Source organism: Massilia haematophila, assembly GCF_042647645.1.
GTDB classification, from domain to species: domain Bacteria; phylum Pseudomonadota; class Gammaproteobacteria; order Burkholderiales; family Burkholderiaceae_D; genus Telluria; species Telluria haematophila.
On the sequence record NZ_JBHRVV010000001.1, the window covers coordinates 284,607 to 309,829 of the forward strand.

Below are 25,223 nucleotides of genomic sequence, written 5' to 3' on the forward strand. Positions count from 1 at the left end.
CACGTACGGCGACATGTCGCCCGCACCATCAAACGGAATCAACGACACATGGCACACCAACCCCAAATCAAAATTCCCGCCACCTACATGCGTGGCGGTACCAGCAAGGGCGTCTTCTTCCGCCTGCAGGACCTGCCGGAAGCCGCCCGTCAACCCGGCCCGGCCCGCGACAAGCTGCTGCTGCGCGTGATCGGCAGCCCCGACCCCTACGGCAAGCAGATCGACGGCATGGGCGGCGCCACGTCGAGCACCAGCAAGACCGTGATCGTGTCGAAAAGCACGCGCGACGGCCACGACGTCGACTACCTGTTCGGCCAGGTCTCGATCGACAAGCCTTTCGTGGACTGGAGCGGCAATTGCGGCAACCTGTCCTCGGCGGTCGGCTCCTTTGCCATTTCAAGCGGCCTGGTCGACCCCGCGCGCCTGCCGCGTGACGGCATGGCGACGGTGCGCATCTGGCAGGCCAACATCGGCAAGACCATCATCGCGCACGTTCCGATGACGAACGGCGAAGTCCAGGAAACCGGCGACTTCGAACTCGACGGCGTGACCTTCCCGGCGGCCGAAGTCCAGCTCGAATTCATGGACCCGGCGGCCGACGAGGAGGGCGCCGGCGGCTCGATGTTCCCGACCGGGAACCTGGTCGACGACCTGGAAGTGCCGGGCCTGGGCACCCTGAAGGCGACCATGATCAACGCCGGCATCCCGACCATCTTTGTCAATGCCTCCGACATCGGCTATACCGGCACCGAGCTGCAGGAAGCCATCAACGGCGACGAGCGCGCGCTGGTGATGTTCGAGACCATCCGCGCCTGCGGCGCCGTGCGCATGGGTCTGATCAAGAACGTCGGCGAGGCCGCAGGGCGCCAGCACACGCCGAAAGTCGCTTTCGTGGCGCCGCCGCGCGACTACACCGCCTCCAGCGGCAAGCCGGTGGCGGCCGCCGACATCGACCTGGTGGTGCGCGCGCTCTCGATGGGCAAGCTGCACCACGCGATGATGGGCACGGCGGCGGTCGCGATCGGCACCGCCGCCGCGGTGCCCGGCACGCTGGTGAACCTGGCCGCCGGCGGCGGCCGCCCAAGCGCGGTGCGCTTCGGCCACCCCTCGGGCACGCTGCGCGTGGGCGCCGAGGCGGTCGAGGCGGACGGCGAGTGGCAGGTCACCAAGGCGGTGATGAGCCGCAGCGCGCGCGTCCTGATGGAAGGCTGGGTACGGGTGCCGGGCGACGCCTTCTAGGCCCCAAGTCTGCGCCTGCCGCGGCCGGCTGTCGTCAATATGGCGACAGTCGGTCGTTTTTGTTTCCAAAATGCTAGTACGTCCATGCAGCGTGGTTTATGATCTGCCAACGCCAAGCGACCCATCGTTAGAGGTCGCGGCCTGGGGATCACCTGAGATGGACAGAATGTCGAGTCAACCCGCCCTCGTGGCCGATGCATTGCGGCTGCTGGGCGCGCCCGCCTGCGCCTGCGATGCCGCAGGCGTCATCGTTGCCGCCAACGAAGCGCTCGTTACGCTGCTCGGCGCGCCGCCCCAGGGCCGCGCGCTGACCGAGCTGCTGCGCGTGGCCAGCGCCAACGACGCCAGCCTGATGGCGGAGGCGATGGCGAAGCCCTGCACCTGGCCTGGGGCGCTGGCCGCCAGCCATGGCATGGTGCCGGTGCAGGTCTGCGTCCAGCCGCTCGGCGCCGGCTACGGCGCGAGCTTCGTCTTCGTCGACGTCGGCCCCTGGCAGAGCGAAAGCCTGCGCACCAGCGCGCTGGAACAGCGCGTGATCCTCGAGAACGCGCCGGTCGGCATCCTGTTGACGCGGGGCGGGCGCATGCTCGACTGTAATCCGCGCCTGGCGGCGATGCTGGACGCGACGCCGGCCGAACTGGTCGGCATGGACCCGGCCCAGGTCTTCGTGACCCACCAGGCCTTCCACGCCTTCATGGAAGACGCCTTCGGCGCGCTGCTGCAGGGCCGCGTGTTCGAGCGCGACGAGCAGCAGTTCCGGCGCCGCGACGGCAGCCTGTTCTGGTGCCGCGTGCGTGCCCATGGCGTCGAGCCCGGCCGGCGCGAGGCCGGCACCATCTGGATCGTCGAGGACGTGACCGAGACCCGCCGCGCCCAGCTCGAGGTCGAGGCGCTGCTGACCAACTCCTCGCTGGCGATCCTCTTCACGCGCTCGCGCCGGATCACCCGCTGCAACGCCGGCTTCCGCGCCATCTTCGGCTATGCCGACGCGTCGCCGCCGGCCCACGTGTGCCAGCTGTACCGCGACCAGGACGAATGCGACACGGTCGGCGCCGCGGCCTACCGCCAGTTCGAGCGTGGCCAGGCCTACCATGGCGAGACCGAGATGGTGCGCGCCGACGGCACGCCGATCTGGGTCCAGCTGATCGGCTACATGGTCAATCCGGACGACCCCGGCCAGGGCAACGTCTGGATCATCGAGGACCGCACCCGCCACAAGCGCGACGAGCAGTCGCTGCGCAATGCGCTGCTGGAGAACCAGGCCATCCTCGACACCGCGGTGCTGGGCATCGCCGTGGTCGAGAAGGGGCGCACGCTGCACTGCAACCGCAAGATGGAAGAGCTGTTCGCCTGCACCCAGGGCAGCGTCACCGGCGCCACCGTGCGCTCGCTGTATCCGGACGCTGACAGCTGGGACGCCGCGCGCGCCGAGACCGCGCGCGACTTCGCCGCCGGGCGCGTGCACGTGTCCGAACACCGCCTGATCCGGCGCGACGGCGAACTGTTCTGGGCGCGCCTGTCGGGGCGGCCGTTCGACCTGAACGACCCGGGCGGGCGCAGCGTCTGGATGGTCGACGACGTCACCGCGCAGCGCGCCGCCGCCGAGGAAGTGCGCCGCGCGCGCGACGAGCTCGAGGTGCGGGTGGCCGAGCGCACCGCCGAACTGGCGGGCGCGAACGCGCTGCTGCAGGAAGAGATCGTCGAGCGGCGCCAGGCCGAGGCGCGCGTGCACCACATGGCCTACCACGACAGCCTGACCGGGCTGCCGAACCGCGCCCTGCTGACCGACCGTCTCGAGCGCGCCATCGTCGCGGCCGGGCGTGCGGGCGGCAAGCTGGCCGTGATGTTCATCGACCTGGACCGCTTCAAGAACATCAACGATTCGCTCGGCCACCTGATCGGCGACTACCTGCTCCAGGAAGTGGCGAACCGCCTGTGCCACGCGGTGCGCGCCAGCGACACGGTCGCGCGCCTGGGCGGCGACGAGTTCGTGGTGCTGGTGCCGGGCGTGGGGGCGGTCGAGGAGTGCCACCACGTGAGCGAGAAGATCATCGAGGCGCTCGCCGTGCCGGTGCCGATCGAGGGCCACCTGCTGCACATCTCGCCCTCGATCGGTATCTGCCTGTATCCGGACGACGGCCTCGACGCCGAGACCCTGATGCGCCATGCCGACGCCGCGATGTACCACGCCAAGGGCGCGGGACGGAACAACTACCAGTTCTTCACCCAGCGCATGAACCAGGCGGCGGCGCGCCACTTCGAACTCGAATCGAACCTGCGCACGGCGCTCGCCAACGGCGAGTTCGAACCCTTCTACCAGCCGATCATGGACATGGCGACGCGCCGCGTGCATGCGCTCGAGGTGCTGCTGCGCTGGCGCCGGCCGGGCATCGGCCTGGCGCTGCCGGACGATTTCATACCGATCCTGGAAGAAAACGGCATGATCGTGCCGGTCGGGGAGTGGGTGATCCGCCGCGCCTGCGAACAGAGCATGGAATGGCAGCGCCAGGGCCTGCCGCCGGTGCCGCTGGCGATCAACCTGTCGGCGCGCCAGTTCATGCACAAGGCGCTGGTGACCTCGATCCGGCGCATCGTCGACGAGACCGGGATCGACCCGGCCCTGGTCGAATTCGAGATCACCGAGTCGGCCCTGATGCAGCACAGCGAGCAGACGCTGGAGATCCTGGGCCAGATCAACCGCATGGGCATGCGCCTGTCGATCGACGACTTCGGCACGGGGTATTCGAGCCTGGCCTACCTGAAGCGCTTCCCGGTCCGCAAGATCAAGATCGACCGCGCCTTCATCCGCGAACTCGAAGCGAGCAGCGAGGACCGCGCGATCGTCGCCGCCGTCATGGCGCTGGCGGGCAGCCTGCAGCTGCAGGTGGTGGCCGAAGGCGTCGAGACCGAGGAGCAGCTGGCGCTGCTGCGCGGCTACGGCTGCCAGTACGTGCAGGGCTGGCTGTTCGCGAAGGCGCTCGACAGCGCGGCGACGCGCCAGCTGCTGGCGGAAGACGCAGCCTGACCCGTAGGGTGGGCACTCCGTGCCCACGCGTTACGTGCGTCTCACTTGCCCACTGCGGTGACACGCCGCTCGCGATGCATGCGTTGGCTACGATCGTCGAAACAGGGTACGTGTAATCGATCGCGGCACGGTGACACGGTGCGATCGACAATCGACGCACGTAACCGAGCATCATGTGCGTAACGCGTGGGCACGTAATTGAGGCCACTGGCCTCAATTACCCCACCCCACGTTCATGCCGACAATCCGACCGGACGCTTAATCCAGCGTCGCCACCACCGGCGTATGATCCGACGGCTGCTCCCACTTGCGCGGTTCGCGGTCGATGATGCAGGCGGTGCAGCGCCTGGCCAGTTCGGTCGACAGCAGGATGTGGTCGATGCGCAGGCCGCGGTTGCGGCGGAAGGCCATCATGCGGTAATCCCACCAGCTGTACTGCTTCTCGGGCTGCTCGAACATGCGGAAGGCGTCGACCATGCCGAGGTCGACCAGGGCCGCCATCGCCGCCTTTTCCTTGTCCGAAAAATGGATCTTGCCTTCCCACTCGGCCGGGTCGTGGACGTCGCGGTCCTCGGGGGCGATGTTGTAGTCGCCCAGCAGGGCCAGTTGCGGATGCTCGCGCATCTCGGCCGCCAGCCACTCGTGCAGGGCTTTCAGCCAGGCCAGCTTGTAGACATATTTGTCCGAATCGACGGCCTGGCCGTTCGGGATATAGGCGCAGACGACACGCACGCCCTCGATGGTGGCGGCGATGATGCGCTGCTGCGCGTCCTCGAAGCGCGGGTTGTTCTTGACCACATCGCGGATCGGATGCTTCGACAGGATCGCCACCCCGTTATAGGTCTTCTGGCCGGTATAGGCGACTTGATAACCAGCAGAATTAATTTCTGCGACCGGGAACTTATCGTCGGTCAGCTTGGTCTCTTGAAGGCAGAGCACGTCAACCGGATTGGCTTCGAGCCATTGCAGCAGGTGCGGCAAGCGCACCTTCAGCGAGTTGACGTTCCATGTTGCTATTTTCATGTATGCGCGCGGTAAGTAAAACGCCGGGCAGACCGTCCGCCCTGGCTCGTGCGCAGTATCGACGCTCGCCGTCATTCCTGCAACGTCGACATCTCGCTGCCCTTATCCGGCAGTGCAGCATTTTATTTGCTTAAAATGCAATTCGAATGATCAAAACATAAGTTTGTGTAATAAAATACTCACATCGCAAAAACTTTTGCTTGGGAATTGTTGCAAGGTGTAACAATTGAAGCATTCCATGTAACAATTCTTTATTGTTACTTTTAAGGAACTTTAAGTTGTATTTGCATAACTCGCGATGTAGTATGCCGTTAAACAGCCTGAACGATATCAGGCATACCCGTTCCGCAGACCGCACGATTCGTGATTCATTCGTGCAAGGGTTTTTGGGACAAAATGGTACTATGGTGAAATATTGCTGTTTCGATAGCGAGTATCCGTACCCATATGAAAAGGACAGAGATGCGCAGTGCATTTGAAGCATGGGCCCAACGCGATGGCCACATTACGCGACGCCGTGAAGACAAGCCCGAGGAATACCTCGTCTACGAAACCCAGCGCCGCTGGGTGATCTGGCAGGCAGCCCTGGCCCATGGCGCGAAGGCGGCGGCCGAGACCCCGTCGAAATTCAATGAGCAGTCAATGCAACAGGCGATGCAGCAGGACGAAGCGGCGGTGCGCAACCGCGTGCTCAACGAAGTGCTCGACGCCTTCAGCGACCTCGACGAGAGCGCCGGCATGGAAGGCGTGCTGAAGGTCATCCAGGGCCTGAAGAAGAAGCAAAAAGCGACGGCCGAACAGGCCTGATGCAATACCGTCACTACAAAGGCGGTCTGTACGAGCTGGTCTGCGAGGCCACGCTCGAGGCGGACCTGACGCCGATGATCATCTACCGCGCGGCCGACGGCTCGATCTGGGCCCGGCCGAGGGCGGTGTTCTTCGAGCTGGTCGAGGTCGACGGGGTGATGACGCCGCGCTTCGCGCTGGTGTCCTGACGCGCGCGTGAAATAAAATTTCACGCTTGGACGGCTGCTGAAATATTCTTTCGTAGGGTGGGCCGGGCCGCGCAGGCACCTGTGTCCACGCTGTCTGACCGTTCGCGTGAACGCGGCTTTCCCAAATTCCATCCGCTTGCGTTATCGCCAATGCTGACGTGACGCAGGCGTCCTGTACCGCGTGGACACAGGTGTCCAGCCTACAACGTCAACAACACAAACCCCGGATCCGTAGGGTGGGTACTTGTACCCACGCGGTCTCACCGTTTGCGTACACGCGGCGCGCTCGCACCAATTTGCGCGCGCATCGACGTGATACCGATGTCGACAGCGCGATGTCGACAGCGCGCCGCCGCGCAATACCGGTGGGTACGCGTACCCACCCTACGAACGTCAACGGCCCCCCTCCATAAAAAAACGGGCCGCATCAGCGGCCCGTCTTCATTCCGTCAAACCGATCACACGCGGTTCATCAGGAAGGTCGTCAGCAGCGGCACCGGACGGCCGGTGGCGCCTTTCTGCGCGCCGCTCTTCCAGGCGGTGCCGGCGATGTCCAGGTGGGCCCAGGTGTAGTTGCGGGTGAAGTTCTCCAGGAAGCAGGCCGCGGTGATCGAGGCGCCGCCCGGGGTGCCGATGTTCGCCAGGTCCGCGAAGTTCGACTTCAGCTGCTCGTTGTACTGCTCGCCGATCGGCAGGCGCCAGGCGCCGTCGCCGGCTTCCTTGCCCGCTTGCAGCAGTTCCTCGGCCAGGGCGTCGTGGGCGGCGTCGTGGCGGGTGAACAGGCCGCTGTTGTGGTGGCCCAGCGAGATCACGCAGGCGCCGGTCAGGGTGGCGATGTCGACCACGGCGGCCGGCTTGAAGCGCTCGGCGTAGGTGAGGGCGTCGCACAGGATCAGGCGGCCTTCGGCGTCGGTGTTCAGGATCTCGATGGTCAGGCCGTTCATCGAGGTGACGATGTCGCCCGGCTTGGTGGCGCGGCCCGACGGCATGTTCTCGCAAGCGGCGACGATGCCGATCACGTTCAGCTTCAGGCCCATCTCGCCGATCGCGCGGAAAGTGCCCAGCACCGAGCCGGCGCCGCACATGTCGTATTTCATCTCGTCCATGCCCGGACCGGCCTTGATCGAGATGCCGCCGGTGTCGAAGGTGATGCCCTTGCCGACCAGGACCGTCGGCGCATCCTTCTTGCCGCCGCCCATGTGCTTCAGGACGATGAACTTCGGCGCTTCCTCGCTGCCCTTGGCGACCGCCAGGAAGGAACCCATCTTCAGCGCTTCGAGCTGCTTGCGCTCCAGGACTTCGATCTCGAAGCCGAAGTCGTCGGCGAGCTTGCGCGCGACGTTGGCGAGGTAGGTCGGGGTGCAGACGTTCGGCGACAGGTTGCCCAGTTCCTTGGTCAGCTTCATGCCGTTGGCGATCGCGATGGCCTGTGCCAGCGAGGCCTTGGTCTGGGTGTTCGCCAGCGGCACGGCGACCGTGATCTTGCGCACGCCGCTATACGCCGGTTCCTTCTTGCTCTTTTGCGCGTCGCTGCGGAATTCAGCTTCGTTGGCGGCGACGACCAGGGTTTGCAGCGCCCATTCTGGCGTGCGCTCTTTCACTTCGGTGGTTGGAAATGCGATAATCGCGTCCGCCGCGCCCAGCGATGCGAAGGCCTTCAGGGTCGCGTTGACCGCGGTGACGAAATTCTTCTCGCTGACCACTTCGTCGGCGCCCATGCCGACCAGCAGGACGCGCGCCGCGGACACGCCCGCCACGCCGCGCAGCAGCAGGGTCGAGCCGGCCTTGCCGGTGATGTCGCCCGACTTCAGTGCCGCGGTGATTTCACCGGTTTGATCGAGGGCTTTCGCAGCCTGCGACAGTTTTTTGTTTTCGAACACCGCCACTGCCACACAGCCGGATTTGGCCGCGGCCAGGGTGTTTTTTGTGTCGAATGCTTTTATGCTAAAGTCCATTTGATTCTCCCGTTTCGTATTGTGCGCAGCATGCGAACAGCAGTGGAAACACTGCTCAACCTGCAATTATAACTATCGAATGATTTTTTCACGCGCCTTGCACCGTGAACTGGCCAGCGCGGCCGGAGCAACCTTCACGGTGCTCTTCTCGGTGTGCATCACCTGGACATTGATCGCCATCCTCGGCAGGGCCGCGGGCGGACGTGTCGCGTCCGGCGACGTGGTCGCACTGATCGCGTTTCAATCCTTGAATTATCTGCCAACTGTCCTGATCCTCACCAGCTTTATTTCCGTGCTGGTCGTGGTCACCCGCACCTACCGCGATTCCGAAATGGTGGTCTGGTTTGCCTCGGGCCAGTCGCTGCTGGCGTGGATCCGGCCGGTGCTCCTCTTCGGCATTCCGCTGGTGCTGCTGGTGGGCGCGCTGTCGCTGTTCGTCGCGCCCTGGGCCAAGATGAAGAGCACCGAATACATCCAGCGCTTCGAGAAGCGCGAAGACCTCAAGCGCGTCGCGCCCGGCCAGTTCCGCGAATCGTCCTCGGCCGACCGCGTGTTCTTCGTGGAAGGCAGCGCCAACGGATCGACCGTGGTGCAGAACGTGTTCGTCAACAGCCTGAACGGCGCCAACAACTCGGTCGTGGTCGCCAAGGAAGGCGTGATCGAAGCCGACGGCAAGGGCGGGCAGTACCTGGTGCTGAAGAACGGCCGCCGCTACCAGGGCGTGCCGGGCCAGGCCGACTACCAGTCGATGGAGTTCGAGCGCTACAGCATGCGCGTGGCGACCCAGGTGCCGGTGCTCGGCACCGACGTGCCGCTCGACGCCCAGCCCCTGGCCATGCTGCTGGCGGTGGACAACCAGTACACGCGCTCGGAGCTGCTGTCGCGTATTTCCTCGCCCATCGTCTGCCTGCTGCTGGTGCTGCTGGCGATCCCGCTCGGCTTCGTCAATCCGCGCGCCGGCAGTTCGGCCAACCTGATCCTCGCGCTCCTGATCTTCTTCACCTATAACAACCTGGTGAAGATGGCCGAGGCCAGCGTCAAGCAGCAAAAGATCGACTTCGGCATGGCCTGGTGGCCGCTGCACCTGATCGTCGCCCTGATCGTGCTGGGCCTGTTCGCCTGGCGCCTGAACGTCAATCACCGCTACCATCCGCTGGTGATCATCAATGCCTGGAAGCGCCGCCGCCTGCTGCGCAAGTCGCCCGAGCTGGCAGGCGTGGAGTCCCGATGAAAGTCCTGCAACGCTATTTTGCGGTGAACATCACGCAGGCCGTCGTCTTCGTGCTGTTCGCCTTCCTCGGCCTGATCGCCTTCATGGACCTGACGGGCGAGCTGCCCTCGGTCGGCAAGGGCAACTACCAGTTCCAGCATGCGCTGCTCTACGTGGCGCTGATGCTGCCCGGGCACGTCTACGAGGTGATGCCGGTGGCCGCGCTGATCGGCACCATCTACGCGATGGCGCAGTTCGCGCAAAGCTCGGAGTTCACCATCATGCGCGCCTCCTCGATGTCGACGCGCATGGCCGGGATGATGCTGTTCAAGATCGGCGTCGTCTTCGTGGTCATCACCTTCATCTTCGGCGAGCTGATCACGCCGCGCACCGCGCCGCTGGCGGAAAAGGTGCGCCTGACCGCCAAGGGCTCCACGCTCGCCTCCGAGTTCCGCTCGGGGATGTGGACCAAGGATAACGTGCACGCGCCCGGCCCGAACGGCGTGCGCGGCGAGATCGTCGGCTCGCGCTTCTTCAATGCGCGCCAGATCCGCCCCGACGGCCAGCTGCTCGACGTGCGCGTGTACGAGTTCGACAAGGCGATGCGCATGCGCGCCATCATCACCGCGGCCAGCGCCAGCTTCAGCGGCAACGGCACCTGGCGCCTGCAGAACGTCACCGAGACCCTGTTCACCAACAGCCGCACGCTGCCCGAGCCGGGCGCGCCGGTGCCGGCCGGGCAGACCATCCAGAGCACCTTCGGCCAGGACACCAGCGCGGTCGCCACGCGCAGGCTCGACAGCCTCGACCTGGTCTCGGAGATCACGCCGAAGATCCTGCAGGTCTCGCGCCGCGACCCCGAGCGCATGTCGGCCAACGAACTGGCGGTGTACTCGCGCCACCTGGTCGAGAACCGCCAGGAGAGCGAGCGCTTCCAGATCGCGTTCTGGAAAAAGCTGATCGATCCGCTGGCGATCTTCGTGCTGATGGCGCTGGCCTTGCCCTTCGCCTACCTGCACACCCGCAGCGGCGGCGTCAGCCTGAAGATCTTCATCGGCATCATGATCGGGGTGAGCTTCATCCTGATCAACTCCCTGTTCTCGCACCTGGGGCTGCTGTCGACCTGGCCGGCCTTTGTCACGGCGGCCGCGCCCAGCCTGCTGTTCCTGGCGCTCGCGGTCGGCGCGCTGCGCTGGGTGGAGCGACACTGATGAACGCGACGACGCAACGGCGTGCCCTGATCCTGTTCGCCCACGGTGCGCGCCTCGCCTCCTGGGCCGCGCCCTTCGAGCGCCTAACCGAGATCACCCAGGCGCGCCTGCCCGATTGCGAGGTCACGCTGGCCTTCCTGGAGTTGATGGAGCCGCGCCTGCCGGCGGTGGTGGACGGCCTGGTCGAGCGCGGCGTGCTCGATGTCACCGTGGTGCCGGTGTTCCTGGGACAGGGCGGGCACCTGCTGCGCGACCTGCCGCTGCTGGCCGAGGGCCTGCGCGCGGCGCATCCGCAACTGACCCTGAACGTGGCCGGCGCGGTCGGCGAAGACCCGGACGTGCTGGCGGCGATGAGCGACTACTGCCTGAAGGCCATCGGGGCGCCGGGCTGAGACGCAGGGTCTCGCTTCTTTCTACATCTTCATCGTCGCCTGCTCGCGGCGCGCCACCTGCGCGTTGATCCAGGCATGGCTGCGCGCCAGCGCCAGGCCGGCCATGCGCGTCGGGAAGTGGATGAAGCCATGCGGCGCCTCGGGCAGCAGGTGCAGCTCGACCTCGTTGACCTGCCGCCAGCGCGCCGCCATCTGCGTGCTGTCGTCGCGCAGCGGGTCGCGTTCGCCGGCGAACATCAGGGCCGGCGGCATGCCGGCGAGGTCGCCGAACAGGGGCGACAGCGGCGGCCGGCGGCGCCCGGCGTCATCCAGGTGCGGCGTCAGCAGGCGCAGCGAGGCGGCCATCGACGGGCCGTGCAGCACCAGGGTCTCGGGTCCGGCCGCGTGCACGAACGGGGTGCCGGCCAGGTCGTAGACGCCGTAGAACAGCACCGCGCCCGCCACCCGTTCCAGCAAGGCAGGCCAGGCTTTCAGGCACAGCAGCGCGCTGGCGGCCAGGTGGGCGCCGGCCGATTCGCCGATCACGAACACGGGCAGGCCGCGGTACTCCGGCAAGCCGCCGTCCAGCAGCCAGCGCGCGGCCACCACGCAATCCTCGATGATGTCGTCGATGCCGGCGCCGGTTGCGAGCCGGTAGTCGACCGAGACCACGGCGGCTGCGCAGGCCTCGACCCGCGCCGCGTTGAAGCGGTCGTCCATGCAGGCGTTGCCGATCACCCAGCCGCCGCCGTGGATGTCGAGCACGACGGCCTGCACCGGGCCGGCCGGGCGCAGGATGCGTACCGGCACGCGCAGCCTGCCGGCGGCGGCAAGGCGGCGCTCGACCCGGATGCCGGCGCGCGCCAGCCTGTGCCCGGCGCCGAGCTGCGAGACGCGCAGCAGCCCCTGGCCCAGCATCGGCATCAAGCGGTTGCGGACACGGAAGCGCGGCGCCCAGGCGAGCTTGCGATTGAAGCGGCGTGCCTCTTCAAGGATGGCGGCGTCGAGCGGAAGGTCGGTCATGGCGGGCTGTCGGCTGGAGCGATGCGGCGATGATAGCAGCGTCGCCGCCTCGCCCGCCCGCCTCGCCCGCCTCGCCCGCCTGGCGATGCTGCCGCTTTGACAAAGGTTTCGATGGCGGCTTGATAAGGGTTGCGGCGAACTTGCCACGGATTGTTCCGAATCATGGCCGCTTGCCGCCTGGCGGTTTGACACTGCTTCGGAATACGCCCACACTGCTCGGGCTATTCCGGATGAGTGCCGGACCACCAACCAACCGACCCGCGCCATGCTTGCACCGCTCCTGAAGGACCTCGTTGCCGCGCTGCTGCGCCCCGTCCAGGCCTTGTTCCGGCGCGTCGCGCGCCTGCCCGCCGCCCTGGTCGTCGAGATGCGCTGCGCCAGGCGGATCGACGCGGCGGCGCACCGCGTCGCGACCATGCGCGCCAAGATCGCGGCCATGTCCTGCCACCTCAGCGCAGGCAACGTCCCGGGCCGGGTCGACGCCGACCGCAAGCTGCGCGCCATGCTGGCCGAGCTGAAGGATGACCTGAACAACATGCGGCGCGACCTGGCGCACTGGCACGTGAAGGAGTGCCGCGGCCGCACCGGCGCACGGCTGGAAGCGGCGATCGCCCAGTTGAACCGGATCGCCGCCGATACCTGGACCGAGGCCGACCGCCTGGTCGTCCAGATCGAGGAATACGACGGCGCGCGGGCGCACTGCCCGGGCTGACAGGTCCGGCCGCCGCCGCTCGCGTGCGTCGGGCCGGCGCCGTGATGCGCGATACTAGGGACTGGTCAACCAATCCCCCAGCCGCCCGCCCATGCAAGCCACCGACATGCCGTTTCTCGTCCTCACCCGCCAGGGCTACGACGATCTCGTCGCGCGCATCCGTCCCGCCGGCGCCCGCCTGCGCCTGAACCCGGGCATCGCTTCCGACGACGAACTGGCCCGCCTGCGCGCCGCCGGCGCCGAGGTCGAGGTGCTGCCCGCGTCGTTGTCGCCGGACCGGTGGGGCGAAGTCGACGCCTTTCTCGATGCGTCCGATGGCGCGCTCTGGGTCGAGCGCGCGGCTTCGCAATCGTCGCCGCCCATACAGGAGGAGGTGCCGGCCGCGCGGGCGCCGGCCGCCGGACGCCGCGAAGCGTTGCGCGAGCGGCTGGCCGACACCGGCGGCAGCTTCGCCCGCCAGGCCCTGCGCCGCCTGCGCGTGCCCGGCCTTGGCCGCCAGCTGATGCTGATTCCCTACCAGGGCTTCGGCAATGCGCGCACCCTGTGGATCAAGGGCCGGGTGCTGGACGAAGCGGCCTTTCGCGAACAGACCCAGGACGACAGCGGCTGGCGCAACCTGGTCGCCCTGTACCGGCGCCTGGAAGCCGACGAGGTGCCCGGCGCGCGCGTGACGGCGCATTTCCAGGGACGCAGCTACGAGGCTATCACCGACGACGGCGGCTATTTCACGTTCGAGATCGCGGCCGATCCGCCGCTGCCCGGCGGCGCGCACCGCGTCGCGCTGGCGCTGCCGGACGCGCGCGCGCCCGGCGGCGGCCCGGTGACCGGCGTCGCCGAGGCGCTCGTCCCCGCGGCCTCGGCCCGTTTCGGCATCATCAGCGACATCGACGACACGGTCCTGTGGACCAACGTCACCAACAAGCTGAACATGGCCCTGATGCTGGCCCGCACCAACGCCCACACGCGCAAGCCCTTCAAGGGCGTGGCCGCCTTCTACCGCGCGCTGCGCGACGGCGCCGGCGGCAACGAGGCCAATCCCGTGTTCTACGTGTCGAGCAGCCCCTGGCACCTGTACGGGCCGCTGGTCGACTTCATGCGCCTCCAGGGCATTCCGCTGGGACCGCTGCTGCTGCGCGAGATCGGCCTGCGCGACGTCTTCAAGCTGACCAAGCACGGCAACCACAAGCTCGAGAAGATCGAACTGATCCTGCGCTTCTATCCGGACATGCAGTTCGTGCTGATCGGCGACAGCGGCGAGCGCGATCCCGAGATCTATGCCGAGATCCTGCGCCGCCATCCCGGCTCGGTACGGATGATCTACATCCGCAACGTCAATCCGGACCCGGCGCGCATCGAGGCGCTCGACCGCCTGATCGAGGAAACCAGCACCAAGGGCGCCCAGCTGATCCTGGCGCCGGACAGCGTGTTCGCCGCCTCGCATGCGGCGGCGGAGGGGCTGATCCAGGTCGACCGCCTTGGGGCGGTGCGCCAGGACAAGCGCGAGGACGAGGGCAAGCCGCCCGCGGGCTGAGCGCGGGCTGGTGGCTGGCCGGGAGCGTACGGCGAGACTACGCGAGGTCGGCCAGGGAAGTGTTTACACGCGCGGCGCGGCTGCGTTGTCGGCATTCGCTTGCGCAGGCGTAGCGGTAGGGTGGGCGCGGCCGGCGTAGGCACGGAGTGCCCACGCGTTACGGGCGTGGCCGGTAGTCACAGGCCGCGATCTATCGCTCGCAAAGTGTGGGCTGGACGCAAACCGGGCAGAGGTTAAGGTTGGCGAGCGATCGGTGTCAGCCAACGTAGAACGGATGCGCAGGTAACGCGTGGGCACGGAGTGCCCACCCTACGACCGCTCCGAGCTCGCCCCGAGCGGGCTTCCGGGCATGACTGAACGGCACGACCGTCAGGGAAGTGGTTTCAGGCGCGAGCCGCGGCTGCGTTGTCGACCTGGTGCTCGCGCAGGCGCAGGGCCTCGCCGATCATCACCAGCACCGGGCCGTGGGCGGCGTCCAGGCCGCGCGCGAGGTCGGCCAGGGTCAGGCGTGCGATGCGCTCGTCAGGCCGGCTGCAATTCTCGACCACCACCACCGGCGTTTCCATGCTGCGCCCCTGGGCCAGCAGGCGCTCGGCGGTGGCCGCGGCTTCGCGGCCGCCCATGTACTGGATCATGGTGTCGGTGTGGGGCAGGGCGGGGTGCTCGGGCTGGTCGGGCGCCGTGCTGGAGGTGAAGAAGGCGACGCTCCTCGCCACGCCGCGCTTGGTGAGCGGCTGCCTGGTGGTGGCGGCGGCGGCCACCGCGGTGGTGATGCCGGGGACGATCTCGACGGCGATGCCGAGCGCTTCGAGCGCGCGCAATTCCTCGTCGGCGCGGCCGAACAGCATCGGGTCGCCGCCCTTCAGGCGCACGACCATCCGGTACTGTTGTGCGCATTCGACCAGCAGGCGGTTGATCGCCTCCTGGGCCGTGGAGCGCTGGCCGGAACGCTTGCCGACCGAGATCAGCTCGGCCTGGCTACACAGTGCCAGCATCTCGGGCGTCACCAGCGCGTCGTAGAGCACCACATCGGCCTGCGCCAGCAAGCGCGCCCCACGCACGGTGATCAGGTCGGCCGCACCCGGGCCGGCGCCGATCAGGTAGACCTTCCCGAGTTCCGTCATCCACTGCTCCTGGTTTATTCGCCGAGACGAATCATACCCGCTGCCACGGTCTGGTGCGTGACTTCGTCGATCAGGATGAAGGCGCCGGTGGCGCGGATGTCGGCGTAGGCGTCGGCCGCCAGCGGCTGCTGGACCGTCAGGTGGATGCGCGCGATGTCGTTCAGCTTCAGGCCCGCGGCCGGGTCGTCGACCGTCTTGCGTTCCTGGGTGTTGACGTCGAGCAGGGTGTCCACCTTCGTGACCTTGGCCGCGGTCTGGCGCGTGCCGTGCTTGATCCAGTACTTGCGGCGCACATCCAGCGGCTCGTCCGACATCCAGCAGACGTCGGCCACGACCTGCTTGAGCAGGGTCGCCGGCGCCTGCGCGTTCGACAGGGTGTCGCCGCGCGAGATGTCCAGGTATTCGTTCAGCAGCAGGGTCACGGACTGGCCGGCGCTGGCCGACTGCAGGGAACCGTCGAAGGTGACGATCTCCTTGACCGTCGCGCTCTGGCCCGAAGGCTGGACCACGAGCTGGTCGCCGACCGCGACCTTGCCCGACTCGATGCGGCCCATGTAGCCGCGGAAGTCGTTGGCTTCGTGACCGTTGTGGCGTGCCACCAACTGCACCGGGAAGCGGAACGGTGCATCGTGTGCTTCGTCGTAGACCGTGAGCGACTCCAGCAGCTCGATCAGGGTCGGGCCCTGGTACCAGGCCATGTGCTCGCTCGCCTCGACCACGTTGTCGCCGGCCAGGGCCGACAGCGGGATCGCGGTCACGTCCTTCAGGCCGAGCGAATCGGCGAAGGTGCGGTAGCTTGCCACGATGCGCTCGTAGACAGCCTGGTCGTAGTCCACCAGGTCCATCTTGTTGACGGCGACGATCACGTGCTCGATCTGCAGCAGCTTGGCGATGGTCGAGTGGCGTTTGGTTTGAATAAGCAAATCGACGCCACCGTCTTCACGGAGTTTGACCTTCGACACGTCGACCAGGATGATCACGGCGTCGGCGGTCGAGGCGCCGGTCACCATGTTGCGGGTGTACTGCTCGTGGCCCGGGGTGTCGGCGATGATGAACTTGCGCTTTGGCGTGGCGAAGTAGCGGTAGGCCACGTCGATCGTGATGCCCTGTTCGCGCTCGGCTTCCAGGCCGTCGGTGAGCAAGGACAGGTCGATCGTGTCGCCCACGGTGCGCTTGTGCTTCGAGCGCGAGACGGCGGCCAGCTGGTCGGCGAAGATGCCCTTGCTGTCGTACAGCAGGCGGCCGATCAGGGTGCTCTTGCCGTCGTCGACGGAACCGGCGGTGATGAAGCGCAGCAGGCTGTGTTGGGTCAACGTGTTAGTAGATGCGTCAGTGAGTGCGTTCATCAGAAATATCCTTGCTTCTTGCGTTTTTCCATCGAGGCTTCCGAGGTCTGGTCGTCCATCCGGGTCGCGCCGCGCTCGGTCACCTGGGTCACGGCGGTCTCGGCGATGATCGCGTCGACGGTCGATGCATCGGACGAGACCGGGCAGGTGCAGGAGATGTCGCCGACGGTGCGGAAGCGCACGGTCTGGGTTTCGACAGTCTCGCCTTCCTTGGCCGGGGTCAGCGGGGTCAGCGGCACCAGCAGGCCGTTACGCGGGATCACTTCACGTTGGTGCGCGAAATAGATCGACGGCAGGGCCAGCTGTTCGCGGGCGATGTATTGCCAGACGTCGAGCTCGGTCCAGTTCGAGATCGGGAACACGCGCATGTTCTCGCCCGGGTGGACGCGGGTGTTATACAGGTCCCACAGTTCCGGACGCTGGGCCTTCGGGTCCCACTGGCCGAATTCGTCGCGGAAGGAGAAAATGCGCTCTTTCGCGCGGGCCTTTTCCTCGTCGCGGCGGGCGCCGCCGATGCAGGCGTCGAAGCCGTGTTCGGCGATGGTTTCCAGCAGGGTCACGGCCTGGGCCGCGTTGCGCGAATCGAGCTGCGGATTGCGCAGGCGCACGGTGCCCTTCTTGATCGACTCCTCGACCGAACCGACGATCAGGCGCTCGCCCAGTTCCGCGACGCGTGCATCGCGGAAGGCGATCACTTCGTCGAAGTTGTGGCCGGTGTCGATGTGCACCAGCGGGAAGGGGAATTTGCCGGGACGGAAGGCCTTTTCGGCCAGGCGCAGCAGCACGACCGAGTCCTTGCCGCCCGAGAACAGCAGGGCAGGGTTGCTGCATTCGGCCGCCACTTCGCGCAGGATGTGGATCGCCTCGGATTCGAGGGCGTCGAGGTGGCGCGCGTTGACGTCGGCCAGCACCTTGTTGGTTTCAGAAAGATTCGTCATGAATGGGGCCTTGTATTCTTGAGTTGGCGTACTGAATCACGCAGCAACGGATTTGATTCGGATGAGCTTGCCGTCGACCACGTGCAGGCCGCACTCCTTCGATTCCGGGTTTTCCCACCACCAGCGGCCGGCGCGCACGTCCTCGCCCGGCTGGATCGCGCGGGTGCAGGGCTCGCAGCCGATCGACGGGTAGCCGCGGTCGTGCAGGGCGTTGTAGGGCACGTCGTTGGCGCGGATGTATTCCCACACTTCCTCTTCGGACCAGTCGGCCAGCGGATTGAACTTGGTCATGAAGTGGGCCGGATCGTCTTCCTCGACGCGCAGGTCGGAACGGGTCGCGGACTGGGCGCGGCGCTGGCCGGTGATCCAGGCCTTGTTGCCGAGCAGGGCGCGGCCGAGCGGCTCGACCTTGCGCACGCGGCAGCACTCGCGCCGCATCTCGATGCTGTCGTAGAAGGCGTTCAGGCCATTCGCGGCAACATACGCATCCACGGCGTCCGTCTGCGGGCGGAACAGCGCGATCTCGTAGCCGTAATGGGCCTTCACCTGTTCCAGCACGGCCAGGGTCTCCTTGTGCAGGCGGCCAGTTTCCAGCGAGAAGATGCCGATTGGCAGCTTGTTCTTCAGGATCAGGTCGGTCAGCACCATGTCTTCAAGCGCCAGGCTGGAGGCGAACACGGCCGGCGTGAATTCGGCCGCGATACGCTCGAGGATGGCGCGGGTGTCCTGCACGCGGGTGGCGAGTTCGCTCATGCCGTGGTCCTCAGATGCCGGCGCCGATGTCGCTGTGCTCGGGTTTCGCGTCGCGCTCGGCGCGGCGGAACAGCGGCAGCGGCTGGTCGATGGATGCCTGGTAGGTTTCCGAGAACACGGTCAGGCCCTTCAGTGCCTCGTGAATCGAGCGGTCCTGGCGGGTCGCGTAGGCGTTGAAGCCGACGCGCGACATCGAGAACAGCTGGTCGCGCAGCACGTCGCCGATCGCGCGCAGCTCGCCGCTGTAGCCCAGGCGCTTGCGCACGTTGTAGGCGATCGAATAGCCGCGGCCGTCGCTGAATTTCGGGAAGTCCACCGCGATGACGGCGAAGCGGTCCGAGTCGCCCTTCAGGCTCTCGAAGCGCTCGTCGGCCGCCAGCCACACGCCGAGTTCGGCACGCTGCGCCAGCGTCTCCTTCTGCGCGAGCCAGACGGCCAGCGGCACGATGACGCGGCCTTCGGGGACGACGACGGCTTCCGGTGCTTCACCTTCTTCGAGGCGCAGCACACGCCAGTCGTCGGCCACCACTTCGCGGCCGCGGATGATGTGTTCGTGGACTACTTCAAGCATGGTCTTCCCCAACCAGTTCGCCCGCCGGGATCGGCGTGGCATACACGTGTTCCTTGAATGGCGTAATGCCCAGGCGCTGCGCGGTCTCGGCGAAGCGCTCGCCTTCGAAGCGGTTCTGCACGTAGACGTTCAGCAGGCGCCCGATCACTTCCGGCATCTGGCCGGCCGAGAACGAGGGGCCGATGATCTTGCCGATGGCCGCGTTGTTGCCCTGCGCGCCGCCGATCGAGACCTGGTACCACTCGCTGCCGTCCTTGTCGACGCCGAGCACGCCGATGGAACCGACGTGGTGGTGGCCGCAGGCATTGATGCAGCCCGAGATGTTCAGTTCGATGTCGCCGATGTCGTGCTGGAAGTCGAGGTCGTCGAAACGCTCGGCAATCGCGGCGGCGATCGGGATCGACTTCGCATTCGCCAGCGAGCAGAAGTCGCCGCCCGGGCAGGAGATGATGTCGGTCAGCAGGCCGATGTTCGGCGTCGCCAGGCCTTTCGATTTCGCCAGTTGCCACAGTTCGAACAGCGCGGACTGCTTCACATCCGCCAGCACCAGGTTCTGCTCGTGGGTCACGCGCAGTTCGCCGAAGCTGAACTTGTCGGCCAGGTCCGCAACAAAATCCATCTGCTCGGCGGTGGCGTCGCCCGGCGGCACGCCGGTTTTCTTCAGCGACAGCACGACGGCGGCATAGCCCGGCACCTTGTGCGGCTTGACGTTGCGGTTCAGCCAGTTGGCGAAGGCGCGGTTGTCCGGATGCGCGGCGCTCGGGTCGGTGTCGTGCAGGGTCTCGTAGGCCGGCGGCTGGAAGTAGGCGGCGACGCGGTCGTATTCCTCGCGGGTCAGGGTTTCCGGACCGTCCTTCAGGTCTTGCCACTCTTCCTCGACCATGCGCGCGAATTCCTCGACGCCCAGGGACTTCAGCAGGATCTTGATGCGGGCCTTGTACTTGTTGTCGCGGCGGCCATGCGAGTTGTACACGCGCATTACGGCTTCGGTATAGGTCAGCAGGTGCTGCCAGGGCAGGAACTCGCGAATCACGCTGCCGATAATCGGGGTGCGGCCCATGCCGCCGCCGGCCATGAACTTGAAGCCGACTTCGCCGGCGTCGTTCCTGACCAGGGTCAGGCCGATGTCGTGGATCGCGATGGCGGCGCGGTCTTCCACGGCGCCGTTGATGGCGACCTTGAATTTACGGGGCAGGGCGATGAATTCGGGGTGGAAGGTGCTCCACTGGCGCAGGATCTCGGCGAAGGGGCGCGGGTCCATGATCTCGTCGGCCGCAACGCCGGCAAACTCATCAGTGGTAATGTTACGGATGCAATTACCCGAGGTCTGGATCGCGTGCATCTCGACGGAAGCCAGGTCGGTCAGGATGTCCGGCGTCTGCTCCAGCTCGATCCAGTTGTACTGGATGTTCTGGCGCGTCGTGAAGTGGCCGTAGCCGCGGTCGTACTTGCGTGCGATGTGGGCGAACATGCGCATCTGGCTTGTGGACAGCAGGCCGTACGGCACGGCGACGCGCAGCATGTAGGCGTGGCGCTGCATGTACAGGCCGTTCTGCAGGCGCAGCGGCAGGAACTCTTCTTCGGTCAGCTCGTCGTTCAGGCGGCGTGCAACCTGGTCGCGGTACTGCGCAATGCGTTCGCGGACGATGAGATGGTCGTATTGGTCGTAGCGGTACATAGATTTTCCTGATGGAATGCGGGCTTCAGAACCCTTTAGGCTGGATGGAATGGTAAGGGCGATGAGCTTTATTCCAAACTACCGACTATTTATTTGCTTATATGCGGTAGGGGCATAAGCATTCGCATAAAATAGCGACTGGCGTTTTCTCAAATCACCATAACAACAGGAATGAACCTTCATCAATTGCGCTTCGTACGCGAAGCCGTGCGCCAGAACTTCAACCTCACGGACGCGGCCAAGGCCCTGTTCACCTCCCAGCCGGGGGTGTCGAAGGCCATCATCGAGCTGGAAGAAGAGCTCGGGGTCGACATCTTCACCCGCCACGGCAAGCGCATCCGCGGGCTGACCGAGCCGGGCAGGCTGGTGCTGGCCTCGGTCGAGCTGATCATGCAGGAAATCGACAGCCTGAAACGCATCGGCAAGGAATACGCGGCCCACGACAGCGGCAGCTTCACCATCGCCACCACCCATACCCAGGCGCGCTACATGCTGCCGAAGGTGGTGCAAGCCTTCATGGGCAAGTTCCCGAAGGTGAGATTGTCCTTATTGCAAGGGAATCCGAAGCAGATCGCCGACATGGTCAAGAACGGCCAGGCGGATCTCGCGATCGCCACCGAGTCGATCGCCGCCGTCGACGGCCTGATCACGCTGCCCTGCTACCAGTGGGAGCACGTGCTGGTGGTGCCGCCGGAACACGAGCTGCTGCGCTCGAAAGCGGTGGCGCTGGACGAAATCGCGCGCTATCCGCTGATCACCTACGACGCCGCCTTCGCGGGGCGCAGCAAGATCGACCATGCCTTCAACCTGCGCGAGCTGAAGCCGGACGTGCTGCTCGAAGCCATCGACGCCGACGTCATCAAGACCTATGTCGAACTGGGCATGGGCGTGGGCATCATTGCCGGCATGGCCTTTGATGCGGAACGCGACCGCAACCTGCGCGCGATTCCGGTCGGCCACCTGTTCGGCATGAACGTCTCGCGCGTGGCGGTCAAGCAGGGCGCCTACCTGCGCAGCTACATCTACACCTTCATCGAGCTGCTGGCGCCGAGCCTGAACCGCAAGATGGTCGAGGCGGCGATGCGCGGTGGCGAGAATTACGAGCTGTAACAAGAGAACATCATGAGCAATCAACAAGTAGCAAAATACTATGCCCAACTGGGCGAAGCCGTCGAAGACATCTACCTCGAGCCGGACATGGACGAGGACATCGACGACATGAGCATCCACCTCGGCAACGTCCTGGCCGGCCACAGCGTGCTGGAGCTGGGCTGCGGCACCGGTTACTGGACCGAAATCGCAGCCGAGTCGGCCGCCTCGGTGCTGGCGGTGGACATCAACGCCAACCTGGTCGACATCGCCCGCGAGCGCGGCATGCCGGAAGGTAAAGTCAGCTTCCGCGTGGCCGACGCCCTCGACCTGCCGGAAGACATCGGAAAATTCTCGGCAGTGCTGGTGAGCTTCCTGTGGTCGCACCTCACCAAGAGCGAGCAGGACAAGCTGCTGGCGGGCCTGAAGAAACGCCTGGGCAAGGACGTGCTGCTGGTCATCCTCGACGAGTCCTTCGTGGAAGGCTTCAGCGAAACCACGGCGCGCACCGATGCTGAGGGCAACACCTGGGAAATCCTGACCACCGAGGATGGCGAGCGCTTCGAGCTGCCGAAGAGCTACCCGGCCGACAGCGCTCTGCGCAAGCGGGTCGGCGCGGTCGGCAAGGAAATCAAGATCGAGCGGATCGAGTTTTTCTGGATTCTGACTTGCCGGTTGAAGTAAGTGGAAACGGCCGAACTGCGGCATGTCCGCTGTTTACGGCCGGTTACGTAACGTTCGCGATGGCGTAGGGTGGGTTCTCGAACCCACGCCGTACCACGGACGCATGTCGAAACGCGTGCCAAGGAAAAGAGGCCGATGATCGTCGCATCGCTGCGAGATCATCGGCCTCGTTGTTTCGGCTGTCGTACAGCGTGGGTTCAAGAACCCACCCTACGCCTTTGCGAAGGTACGCGGCCGAAAAGGGCGCCACATCGAGCGCCCACACTCGCTTAGAACGAGTGCCGCACACCTACCGTGAACGCGCTCGGATCGGCGCCCAGGGCGGCCGCCGGCGGGGTCACGTTGGTCGACGACGAATTGATGCCGAACACGCCGCGCTCGTTGTTGCGCATGGTGCCGTAGGTCGTGTAGAGGTTGGTGCGCTTCGACAGCGCGTAGCTGTAGGCGACGGCCCACAGGTTGCCCTTGGCGCCGTTGTCGATCTCGTTGCGCTGCAGGTTGACGAAGAACTTGTTCGGGCCGGTGGTGTAGGCGCCGCCGACGTTGATCTGCTCGAACTTGTTGTTGCTGCCGGTCTGGTCGGCCACCAGGTAGTTGCCCTTCAGGTCGAAGGCGCCGAAGCTGTAGCCCGCGCCGAAGGCGTATTCCTTGTCGTCGCCAGTCGCCAGGCGCTCGAGCTGGTGGTAGCCGGCGCCCAGGTACAGGGCGCCGTTCTTGTATTCCAGCGCCACGCCGCTCAGGTCGCCCGACGGGTCGGCGCTGCGCTCGCCGGCCGAGTAGGCGGCCAGGACCGAGAAGCCGGCGATCGGGTTGCTCTTGTAGTTGACCGAGTTGCTCAGGCGGCGGGTCAGGCGGTTGCTGGTGAAGGCCGACAGGTTGCTGCCGTAGAAGCCCTGGCCGAACACGTCCGAGGCGGCGGCGACCGAGGCGATCGGGCTGTATTCGCGGCCGACGGTCAGCTGGCCGAAGTTGCCCTGCAGGCCGACCACCGAGCGGCGGCCGAACAGCGAGGAGTCGGCGGCGCCGGTGTCGAGCGACACGCCGGCTTCGATGTTGAAGATCGCTTTCAGGCCGTTGCCCAGGTCTTCGGTGCCGCGAAAGCCGATGCGGCTGCTCGACTGGTTGCCCGAGTTGATGACGGTACGGCGCTTCTCGCCCGGCGCGTCGGTGTCCTCGACGGCGATCGCCGCGTCCATGACGCCGTAGATGGTGACGTTGGTCTGCGCGTGCGCGAACAGCGGGAGGGTCGTGATCAGCGCTGCGGCCAGGGCTTTGTATTGCATGAAGATCTCCAATAAGGTTCGACGAAGGATTGAGTTGGCGTGGGGCAAACTCAAGGTCGAGCGAATCTTATCGAAGCAATATGTCGTCTTGATGACAAGACAGCATGGCCGCGCCGGACACTGCGGCCGCAGGGACGAAACCGGCTAAACGATATGGTCGGCCACCGGCAGCACGATGTCGATGCGGGTGCCCGGCCCCTCGTCCGGGCCGATGCTGATCTCGCCCTTCAGCCCCCAGACCCGCTCGCGCATGCCGACCAGGCCGAGCGACTCGGCCTTTTCCATGTCGGCGTCGTCGATGCCGCGGCCGTCGTCGCGGATCGTGATCAGGAGTTCGCTGTTGCTGCGGTAGAGGGTGAGGGTGACGCGCGTGGCCTGGGCGTGGCGCGCGACGTTGGTCAGCGCTTCCTGGACGATGCGGAAGATGGTGGTGCTGGCCTGGTCGTCCAGGCGCAGCTCGGCCTCGTCGGCCAGCAGCTCGCAGGCGATGCCGTGGCGCTCGACGAAGTCGTCGCGCAGGCCCTGCAGGGCGAAGTACAGGCCGCCTTCGTCGAGCGCGCGCGGGCGCAGGTTGGTGGCGATGCGGCGCAGCGAGGTGATGGCGGTCAGCAGGTTGGCGTCCATGCCGGCGATCAGGCGCTGGGACTCGTCGGGGCCGGCGCAGATCTCGCGCAGCAGGGTCAGGTCCATGCGCAGCGAGGCCAGCAGCTGGCCGAGGTCGTCGTGCAGCTCGCGCGAGATATGGGTGCGCTCCTCTTCGCGGATGGTCTGCAGCGCGGCCGACAACTGGCGCAGCTGGTCGTGCGAGCGCGCCAGCTTCTGCTGCACGCGTTGGCGTTCCGAGATGTCGCGCAGGATGATGGTGTAGAGCGTGACGCCGTCCTGGAAGGCGTCGGTGATCGAGCCCTCGATCGGGAAAAGGTCGCCGCCGGCGCGCATGCCGACCCCGGCGTAGTCGGTGGCGCGGCGCCCGGCGCGGCCGCCGCCCTGGAAGTAGTCGAGCGGACTCCCGCTGGCTTCAACGGGCGCGCGGATGAAGTGCGCCAGCGGCTGCCCGAGCATTTGCGCGACGCTGACGCCGAACATCGCCGCCGCGGCGGGGTTGGCCAGCACCACGCGGCTGAACTCGTCGGCCGAGATGATCGCTTCGCCGGCATTGTCGACGATGCGGCGGCTGTGGCGCGCGGGGCCGTCGCCGTGACCGTCGACGTTCAGGCGCGCGATCAGGTTCCCGCCGAGCAGGCCAAGGGCGAATACCGCCGCGCTGCGCCCGCGCCGGCGCATGGTGCGCTGATGTCTCATGGGTACGTGTGCGATGGAGCCCGCGGCGCGGGCCAGCCGTTACGATACGGCGCGAAGGGCTGAGCGGGGTTGAGGCGGGACAAGCGGGGCGGGCAAGGCCCGTGCCGTTTTCGTAGGGTGGGCTCTCGAGCCCACGCGGACTGACCGGGTGAGCAGAGGC

22 protein-coding genes are annotated in these 25,223 nt (G+C 66.3%); 11 read left to right on the top strand and 11 right to left on the bottom strand.

The window, feature by feature from the left end:
- Positions 1-48: 48 nt before the first annotated feature.
- Both prpF and ACFOPH_RS01240 read left to right on the top strand, forming a co-directional pair.
- On the top strand, positions 49-1,239 hold the full coding sequence (prpF, locus tag ACFOPH_RS01235; RefSeq protein ID WP_379732957.1) for a 2-methylaconitate cis-trans isomerase PrpF: 1,191 nt from the start codon (positions 49-51) through the stop codon (positions 1,237-1,239).
- A 166-nt stretch (positions 1,240-1,405) separates the two neighbouring features.
- Complete coding sequence (locus ACFOPH_RS01240; protein ID WP_379732959.1) at positions 1,406-4,264, top strand: sensor domain-containing protein; 2,859 nt, start codon at positions 1,406-1,408, stop codon at positions 4,262-4,264.
- 258 nt (positions 4,265-4,522) lie between these two features.
- On the opposite strand, the gene xth is transcribed toward ACFOPH_RS01240, so the two are convergent.
- On the bottom strand, positions 4,523-5,287 hold the full coding sequence (xth, locus tag ACFOPH_RS01245; RefSeq protein ID WP_312552085.1) for an exodeoxyribonuclease III: 765 nt from the start codon (positions 5,285-5,287) through the stop codon (positions 4,523-4,525).
- Between the two features lie 462 nt (positions 5,288-5,749).
- On the opposite strand from xth, the gene ACFOPH_RS01250 reads away from it, so the two are divergent.
- Together ACFOPH_RS01250 and ACFOPH_RS01255 are read left to right on the top strand one after the other, a co-directional pair.
- Complete coding sequence (locus ACFOPH_RS01250; RefSeq protein ID WP_379732961.1) at positions 5,750-6,094, top strand: hypothetical protein; 345 nt, start codon at positions 5,750-5,752, stop codon at positions 6,092-6,094.
- Positions 6,094-6,282: a DUF1653 domain-containing protein gene (locus tag ACFOPH_RS01255; RefSeq protein ID WP_379732963.1), complete on the top strand. Its 189-nt coding sequence runs from the start codon at positions 6,094-6,096 to the stop codon at positions 6,280-6,282. The genes ACFOPH_RS01250 and ACFOPH_RS01255 overlap by 1 nt, the downstream gene beginning before the upstream one ends.
- A gap of 458 nt (positions 6,283-6,740) precedes the next feature.
- Here ACFOPH_RS01255 and ACFOPH_RS01260 read toward each other — a convergent pair whose 3' ends face one another.
- A complete protein-coding gene (locus ACFOPH_RS01260; protein WP_312552088.1) occupies positions 6,741-8,237 on the bottom strand; it encodes a leucyl aminopeptidase in 1,497 nt (498 codons plus the stop codon).
- 79 nt (positions 8,238-8,316) lie between these two features.
- On the opposite strand from ACFOPH_RS01260, the gene lptF reads away from it, so the two are divergent.
- Genes lptF through ACFOPH_RS01275 form a run of 3 tightly spaced genes read left to right on the top strand, consistent with a single transcriptional unit; the run spans position 8,317 to position 11,050 of the window.
- Positions 8,317-9,468: an LPS export ABC transporter permease LptF gene (lptF, locus tag ACFOPH_RS01265; protein ID WP_312552089.1), complete on the top strand. Its 1,152-nt coding sequence runs from the start codon at positions 8,317-8,319 to the stop codon at positions 9,466-9,468.
- Positions 9,465-10,658: an LPS export ABC transporter permease LptG gene (gene lptG, locus ACFOPH_RS01270; RefSeq protein WP_379732965.1), complete on the top strand. Its 1,194-nt coding sequence runs from the start codon at positions 9,465-9,467 to the stop codon at positions 10,656-10,658. Before lptF ends, lptG begins: the two co-directional genes overlap by 4 nt.
- Positions 10,658-11,050: a sirohydrochlorin chelatase gene (locus ACFOPH_RS01275; RefSeq protein ID WP_312552092.1), complete on the top strand. Its 393-nt coding sequence runs from the start codon at positions 10,658-10,660 to the stop codon at positions 11,048-11,050. Before lptG ends, ACFOPH_RS01275 begins: the two co-directional genes overlap by 1 nt.
- Positions 11,051-11,071: 21 nt before the next feature.
- On the opposite strand, the gene ACFOPH_RS01280 is transcribed toward ACFOPH_RS01275, so the two are convergent.
- Positions 11,072-12,052, bottom strand: coding sequence for an alpha/beta hydrolase fold domain-containing protein (locus ACFOPH_RS01280; RefSeq protein WP_379732967.1), 981 nt, complete (start codon positions 12,050-12,052; stop codon positions 11,072-11,074).
- A 265-nt stretch (positions 12,053-12,317) separates the two neighbouring features.
- Between ACFOPH_RS01280 and ACFOPH_RS01285 the strand changes: the two genes are divergently transcribed.
- Together ACFOPH_RS01285 and ACFOPH_RS01290 are read left to right on the top strand one after the other, a co-directional pair.
- Entirely contained in the window at positions 12,318-12,764 is a 447-nt protein-coding gene (locus ACFOPH_RS01285; protein ID WP_312554457.1) for a hypothetical protein, read from the top strand.
- A gap of 91 nt (positions 12,765-12,855) precedes the next feature.
- Positions 12,856-14,295, top strand: coding sequence for an App1 family protein (locus tag ACFOPH_RS01290; protein ID WP_379732969.1), 1,440 nt, complete (start codon positions 12,856-12,858; stop codon positions 14,293-14,295).
- 383 nt (positions 14,296-14,678) lie between these two features.
- Here the strand turns inward: ACFOPH_RS01290 and cobA are convergent, their stop codons facing one another.
- The 6 genes from cobA to ACFOPH_RS01320 are packed head-to-tail and all read right to left on the bottom strand — an operon-like array spanning position 14,679 to position 20,705.
- Positions 14,679-15,419 (bottom strand): uroporphyrinogen-III C-methyltransferase, encoded by a 741-nt coding sequence (gene cobA, locus ACFOPH_RS01295; protein WP_379732971.1) that lies wholly within the window; start codon positions 15,417-15,419, stop codon positions 14,679-14,681.
- Positions 15,420-15,433: 14 nt separating this feature from the next.
- Positions 15,434-16,765 carry a sulfate adenylyltransferase subunit 1 gene (locus ACFOPH_RS01300; protein ID WP_379732973.1) on the bottom strand — a complete coding sequence of 444 codons (1,332 nt, stop codon included), beginning with the start codon at positions 16,763-16,765 and terminating at the stop codon, positions 15,434-15,436.
- Positions 16,765-17,703: a sulfate adenylyltransferase subunit CysD gene (cysD, locus tag ACFOPH_RS01305; RefSeq protein ID WP_379732975.1), complete on the bottom strand. Its 939-nt coding sequence runs from the start codon at positions 17,701-17,703 to the stop codon at positions 16,765-16,767. The genes ACFOPH_RS01300 and cysD overlap by 1 nt, the downstream gene beginning before the upstream one ends.
- A 36-nt stretch (positions 17,704-17,739) precedes the next feature.
- Positions 17,740-18,456: a phosphoadenylyl-sulfate reductase gene (locus tag ACFOPH_RS01310; RefSeq protein ID WP_312550190.1), complete on the bottom strand. Its 717-nt coding sequence runs from the start codon at positions 18,454-18,456 to the stop codon at positions 17,740-17,742.
- Between the two features lie 10 nt (positions 18,457-18,466).
- A complete protein-coding gene (locus tag ACFOPH_RS01315; RefSeq protein WP_312550189.1) occupies positions 18,467-19,027 on the bottom strand; it encodes a DUF934 domain-containing protein in 561 nt (186 codons plus the stop codon).
- Entirely contained in the window at positions 19,020-20,705 is a 1,686-nt protein-coding gene (locus ACFOPH_RS01320; RefSeq protein WP_312550188.1) for a nitrite/sulfite reductase, read from the bottom strand. Before ACFOPH_RS01320 ends, ACFOPH_RS01315 begins: the two co-directional genes overlap by 8 nt.
- 171 nt (positions 20,706-20,876) lie before the next feature.
- On the opposite strand from ACFOPH_RS01320, the gene ACFOPH_RS01325 reads away from it, so the two are divergent.
- Positions 20,877-21,815 carry a CysB family HTH-type transcriptional regulator gene (locus tag ACFOPH_RS01325; RefSeq protein WP_379732977.1) on the top strand — a complete coding sequence of 313 codons (939 nt, stop codon included), beginning with the start codon at positions 20,877-20,879 and terminating at the stop codon, positions 21,813-21,815.
- Positions 21,816-21,827: 12 nt separating this feature from the next.
- Complete coding sequence (locus ACFOPH_RS01330; protein ID WP_312550186.1) at positions 21,828-22,478, top strand: class I SAM-dependent methyltransferase; 651 nt, start codon at positions 21,828-21,830, stop codon at positions 22,476-22,478.
- Positions 22,479-22,747: 269 nt separating this feature from the next.
- On the opposite strand, the gene ACFOPH_RS01335 is transcribed toward ACFOPH_RS01330, so the two are convergent.
- Together ACFOPH_RS01335 and ACFOPH_RS01340 are read right to left on the bottom strand one after the other, a co-directional pair.
- On the bottom strand, positions 22,748-23,761 hold the full coding sequence (locus ACFOPH_RS01335; RefSeq protein ID WP_312550185.1) for a porin: 1,014 nt from the start codon (positions 23,759-23,761) through the stop codon (positions 22,748-22,750).
- Between the two features lie 144 nt (positions 23,762-23,905).
- Positions 23,906-25,063 carry a PAS domain-containing sensor histidine kinase gene (locus ACFOPH_RS01340; RefSeq protein WP_312550184.1) on the bottom strand — a complete coding sequence of 386 codons (1,158 nt, stop codon included), beginning with the start codon at positions 25,061-25,063 and terminating at the stop codon, positions 23,906-23,908.
- Positions 25,064-25,223: the final 160 nt, after the last annotated feature.

Bases quoted from the DNA above. Each gene is read 5' to 3' on its own strand.
- prpF (WP_379732957.1), top strand. From the start codon at position 49: ATGGCACACCAACCCCAAATCAAAATTCCCGCCACCTACATGCGTGGC.
- ACFOPH_RS01240 (WP_379732959.1), top strand. From the start codon at position 1,406: ATGTCGAGTCAACCCGCCCTCGTGGCCGATGCATTGCGGCTGCTGGGC.
- xth (WP_312552085.1), bottom strand. From the start codon at position 5,287: ATGAAAATAGCAACATGGAACGTCAACTCGCTGAAGGTGCGCTTGCCG.
- ACFOPH_RS01250 (WP_379732961.1), top strand. From the start codon at position 5,750: ATGCGCAGTGCATTTGAAGCATGGGCCCAACGCGATGGCCACATTACG.
- ACFOPH_RS01255 (WP_379732963.1), top strand. From the start codon at position 6,094: ATGCAATACCGTCACTACAAAGGCGGTCTGTACGAGCTGGTCTGCGAG.
- ACFOPH_RS01260 (WP_312552088.1), bottom strand. From the start codon at position 8,237: ATGGACTTTAGCATAAAAGCATTCGACACAAAAAACACCCTGGCCGCG.
- lptF (WP_312552089.1), top strand. From the start codon at position 8,317: ATGATTTTTTCACGCGCCTTGCACCGTGAACTGGCCAGCGCGGCCGGA.
- lptG (WP_379732965.1), top strand. From the start codon at position 9,465: ATGAAAGTCCTGCAACGCTATTTTGCGGTGAACATCACGCAGGCCGTC.
- ACFOPH_RS01275 (WP_312552092.1), top strand. From the start codon at position 10,658: ATGAACGCGACGACGCAACGGCGTGCCCTGATCCTGTTCGCCCACGGT.
- ACFOPH_RS01280 (WP_379732967.1), bottom strand. From the start codon at position 12,052: ATGACCGACCTTCCGCTCGACGCCGCCATCCTTGAAGAGGCACGCCGC.
- ACFOPH_RS01285 (WP_312554457.1), top strand. From the start codon at position 12,318: ATGCTTGCACCGCTCCTGAAGGACCTCGTTGCCGCGCTGCTGCGCCCC.
- ACFOPH_RS01290 (WP_379732969.1), top strand. From the start codon at position 12,856: ATGCAAGCCACCGACATGCCGTTTCTCGTCCTCACCCGCCAGGGCTAC.
- cobA (WP_379732971.1), bottom strand. From the start codon at position 15,419: ATGACGGAACTCGGGAAGGTCTACCTGATCGGCGCCGGCCCGGGTGCG.
- ACFOPH_RS01300 (WP_379732973.1), bottom strand. From the start codon at position 16,765: ATGAACGCACTCACTGACGCATCTACTAACACGTTGACCCAACACAGC.
- cysD (WP_379732975.1), bottom strand. From the start codon at position 17,703: ATGACGAATCTTTCTGAAACCAACAAGGTGCTGGCCGACGTCAACGCG.
- ACFOPH_RS01310 (WP_312550190.1), bottom strand. From the start codon at position 18,456: ATGAGCGAACTCGCCACCCGCGTGCAGGACACCCGCGCCATCCTCGAG.
- ACFOPH_RS01315 (WP_312550189.1), bottom strand. From the start codon at position 19,027: ATGCTTGAAGTAGTCCACGAACACATCATCCGCGGCCGCGAAGTGGTG.
- ACFOPH_RS01320 (WP_312550188.1), bottom strand. From the start codon at position 20,705: ATGTACCGCTACGACCAATACGACCATCTCATCGTCCGCGAACGCATT.
- ACFOPH_RS01325 (WP_379732977.1), top strand. From the start codon at position 20,877: ATGAACCTTCATCAATTGCGCTTCGTACGCGAAGCCGTGCGCCAGAAC.
- ACFOPH_RS01330 (WP_312550186.1), top strand. From the start codon at position 21,828: ATGAGCAATCAACAAGTAGCAAAATACTATGCCCAACTGGGCGAAGCC.
- ACFOPH_RS01335 (WP_312550185.1), bottom strand. From the start codon at position 23,761: ATGCAATACAAAGCCCTGGCCGCAGCGCTGATCACGACCCTCCCGCTG.
- ACFOPH_RS01340 (WP_312550184.1), bottom strand. From the start codon at position 25,063: ATGAGACATCAGCGCACCATGCGCCGGCGCGGGCGCAGCGCGGCGGTA.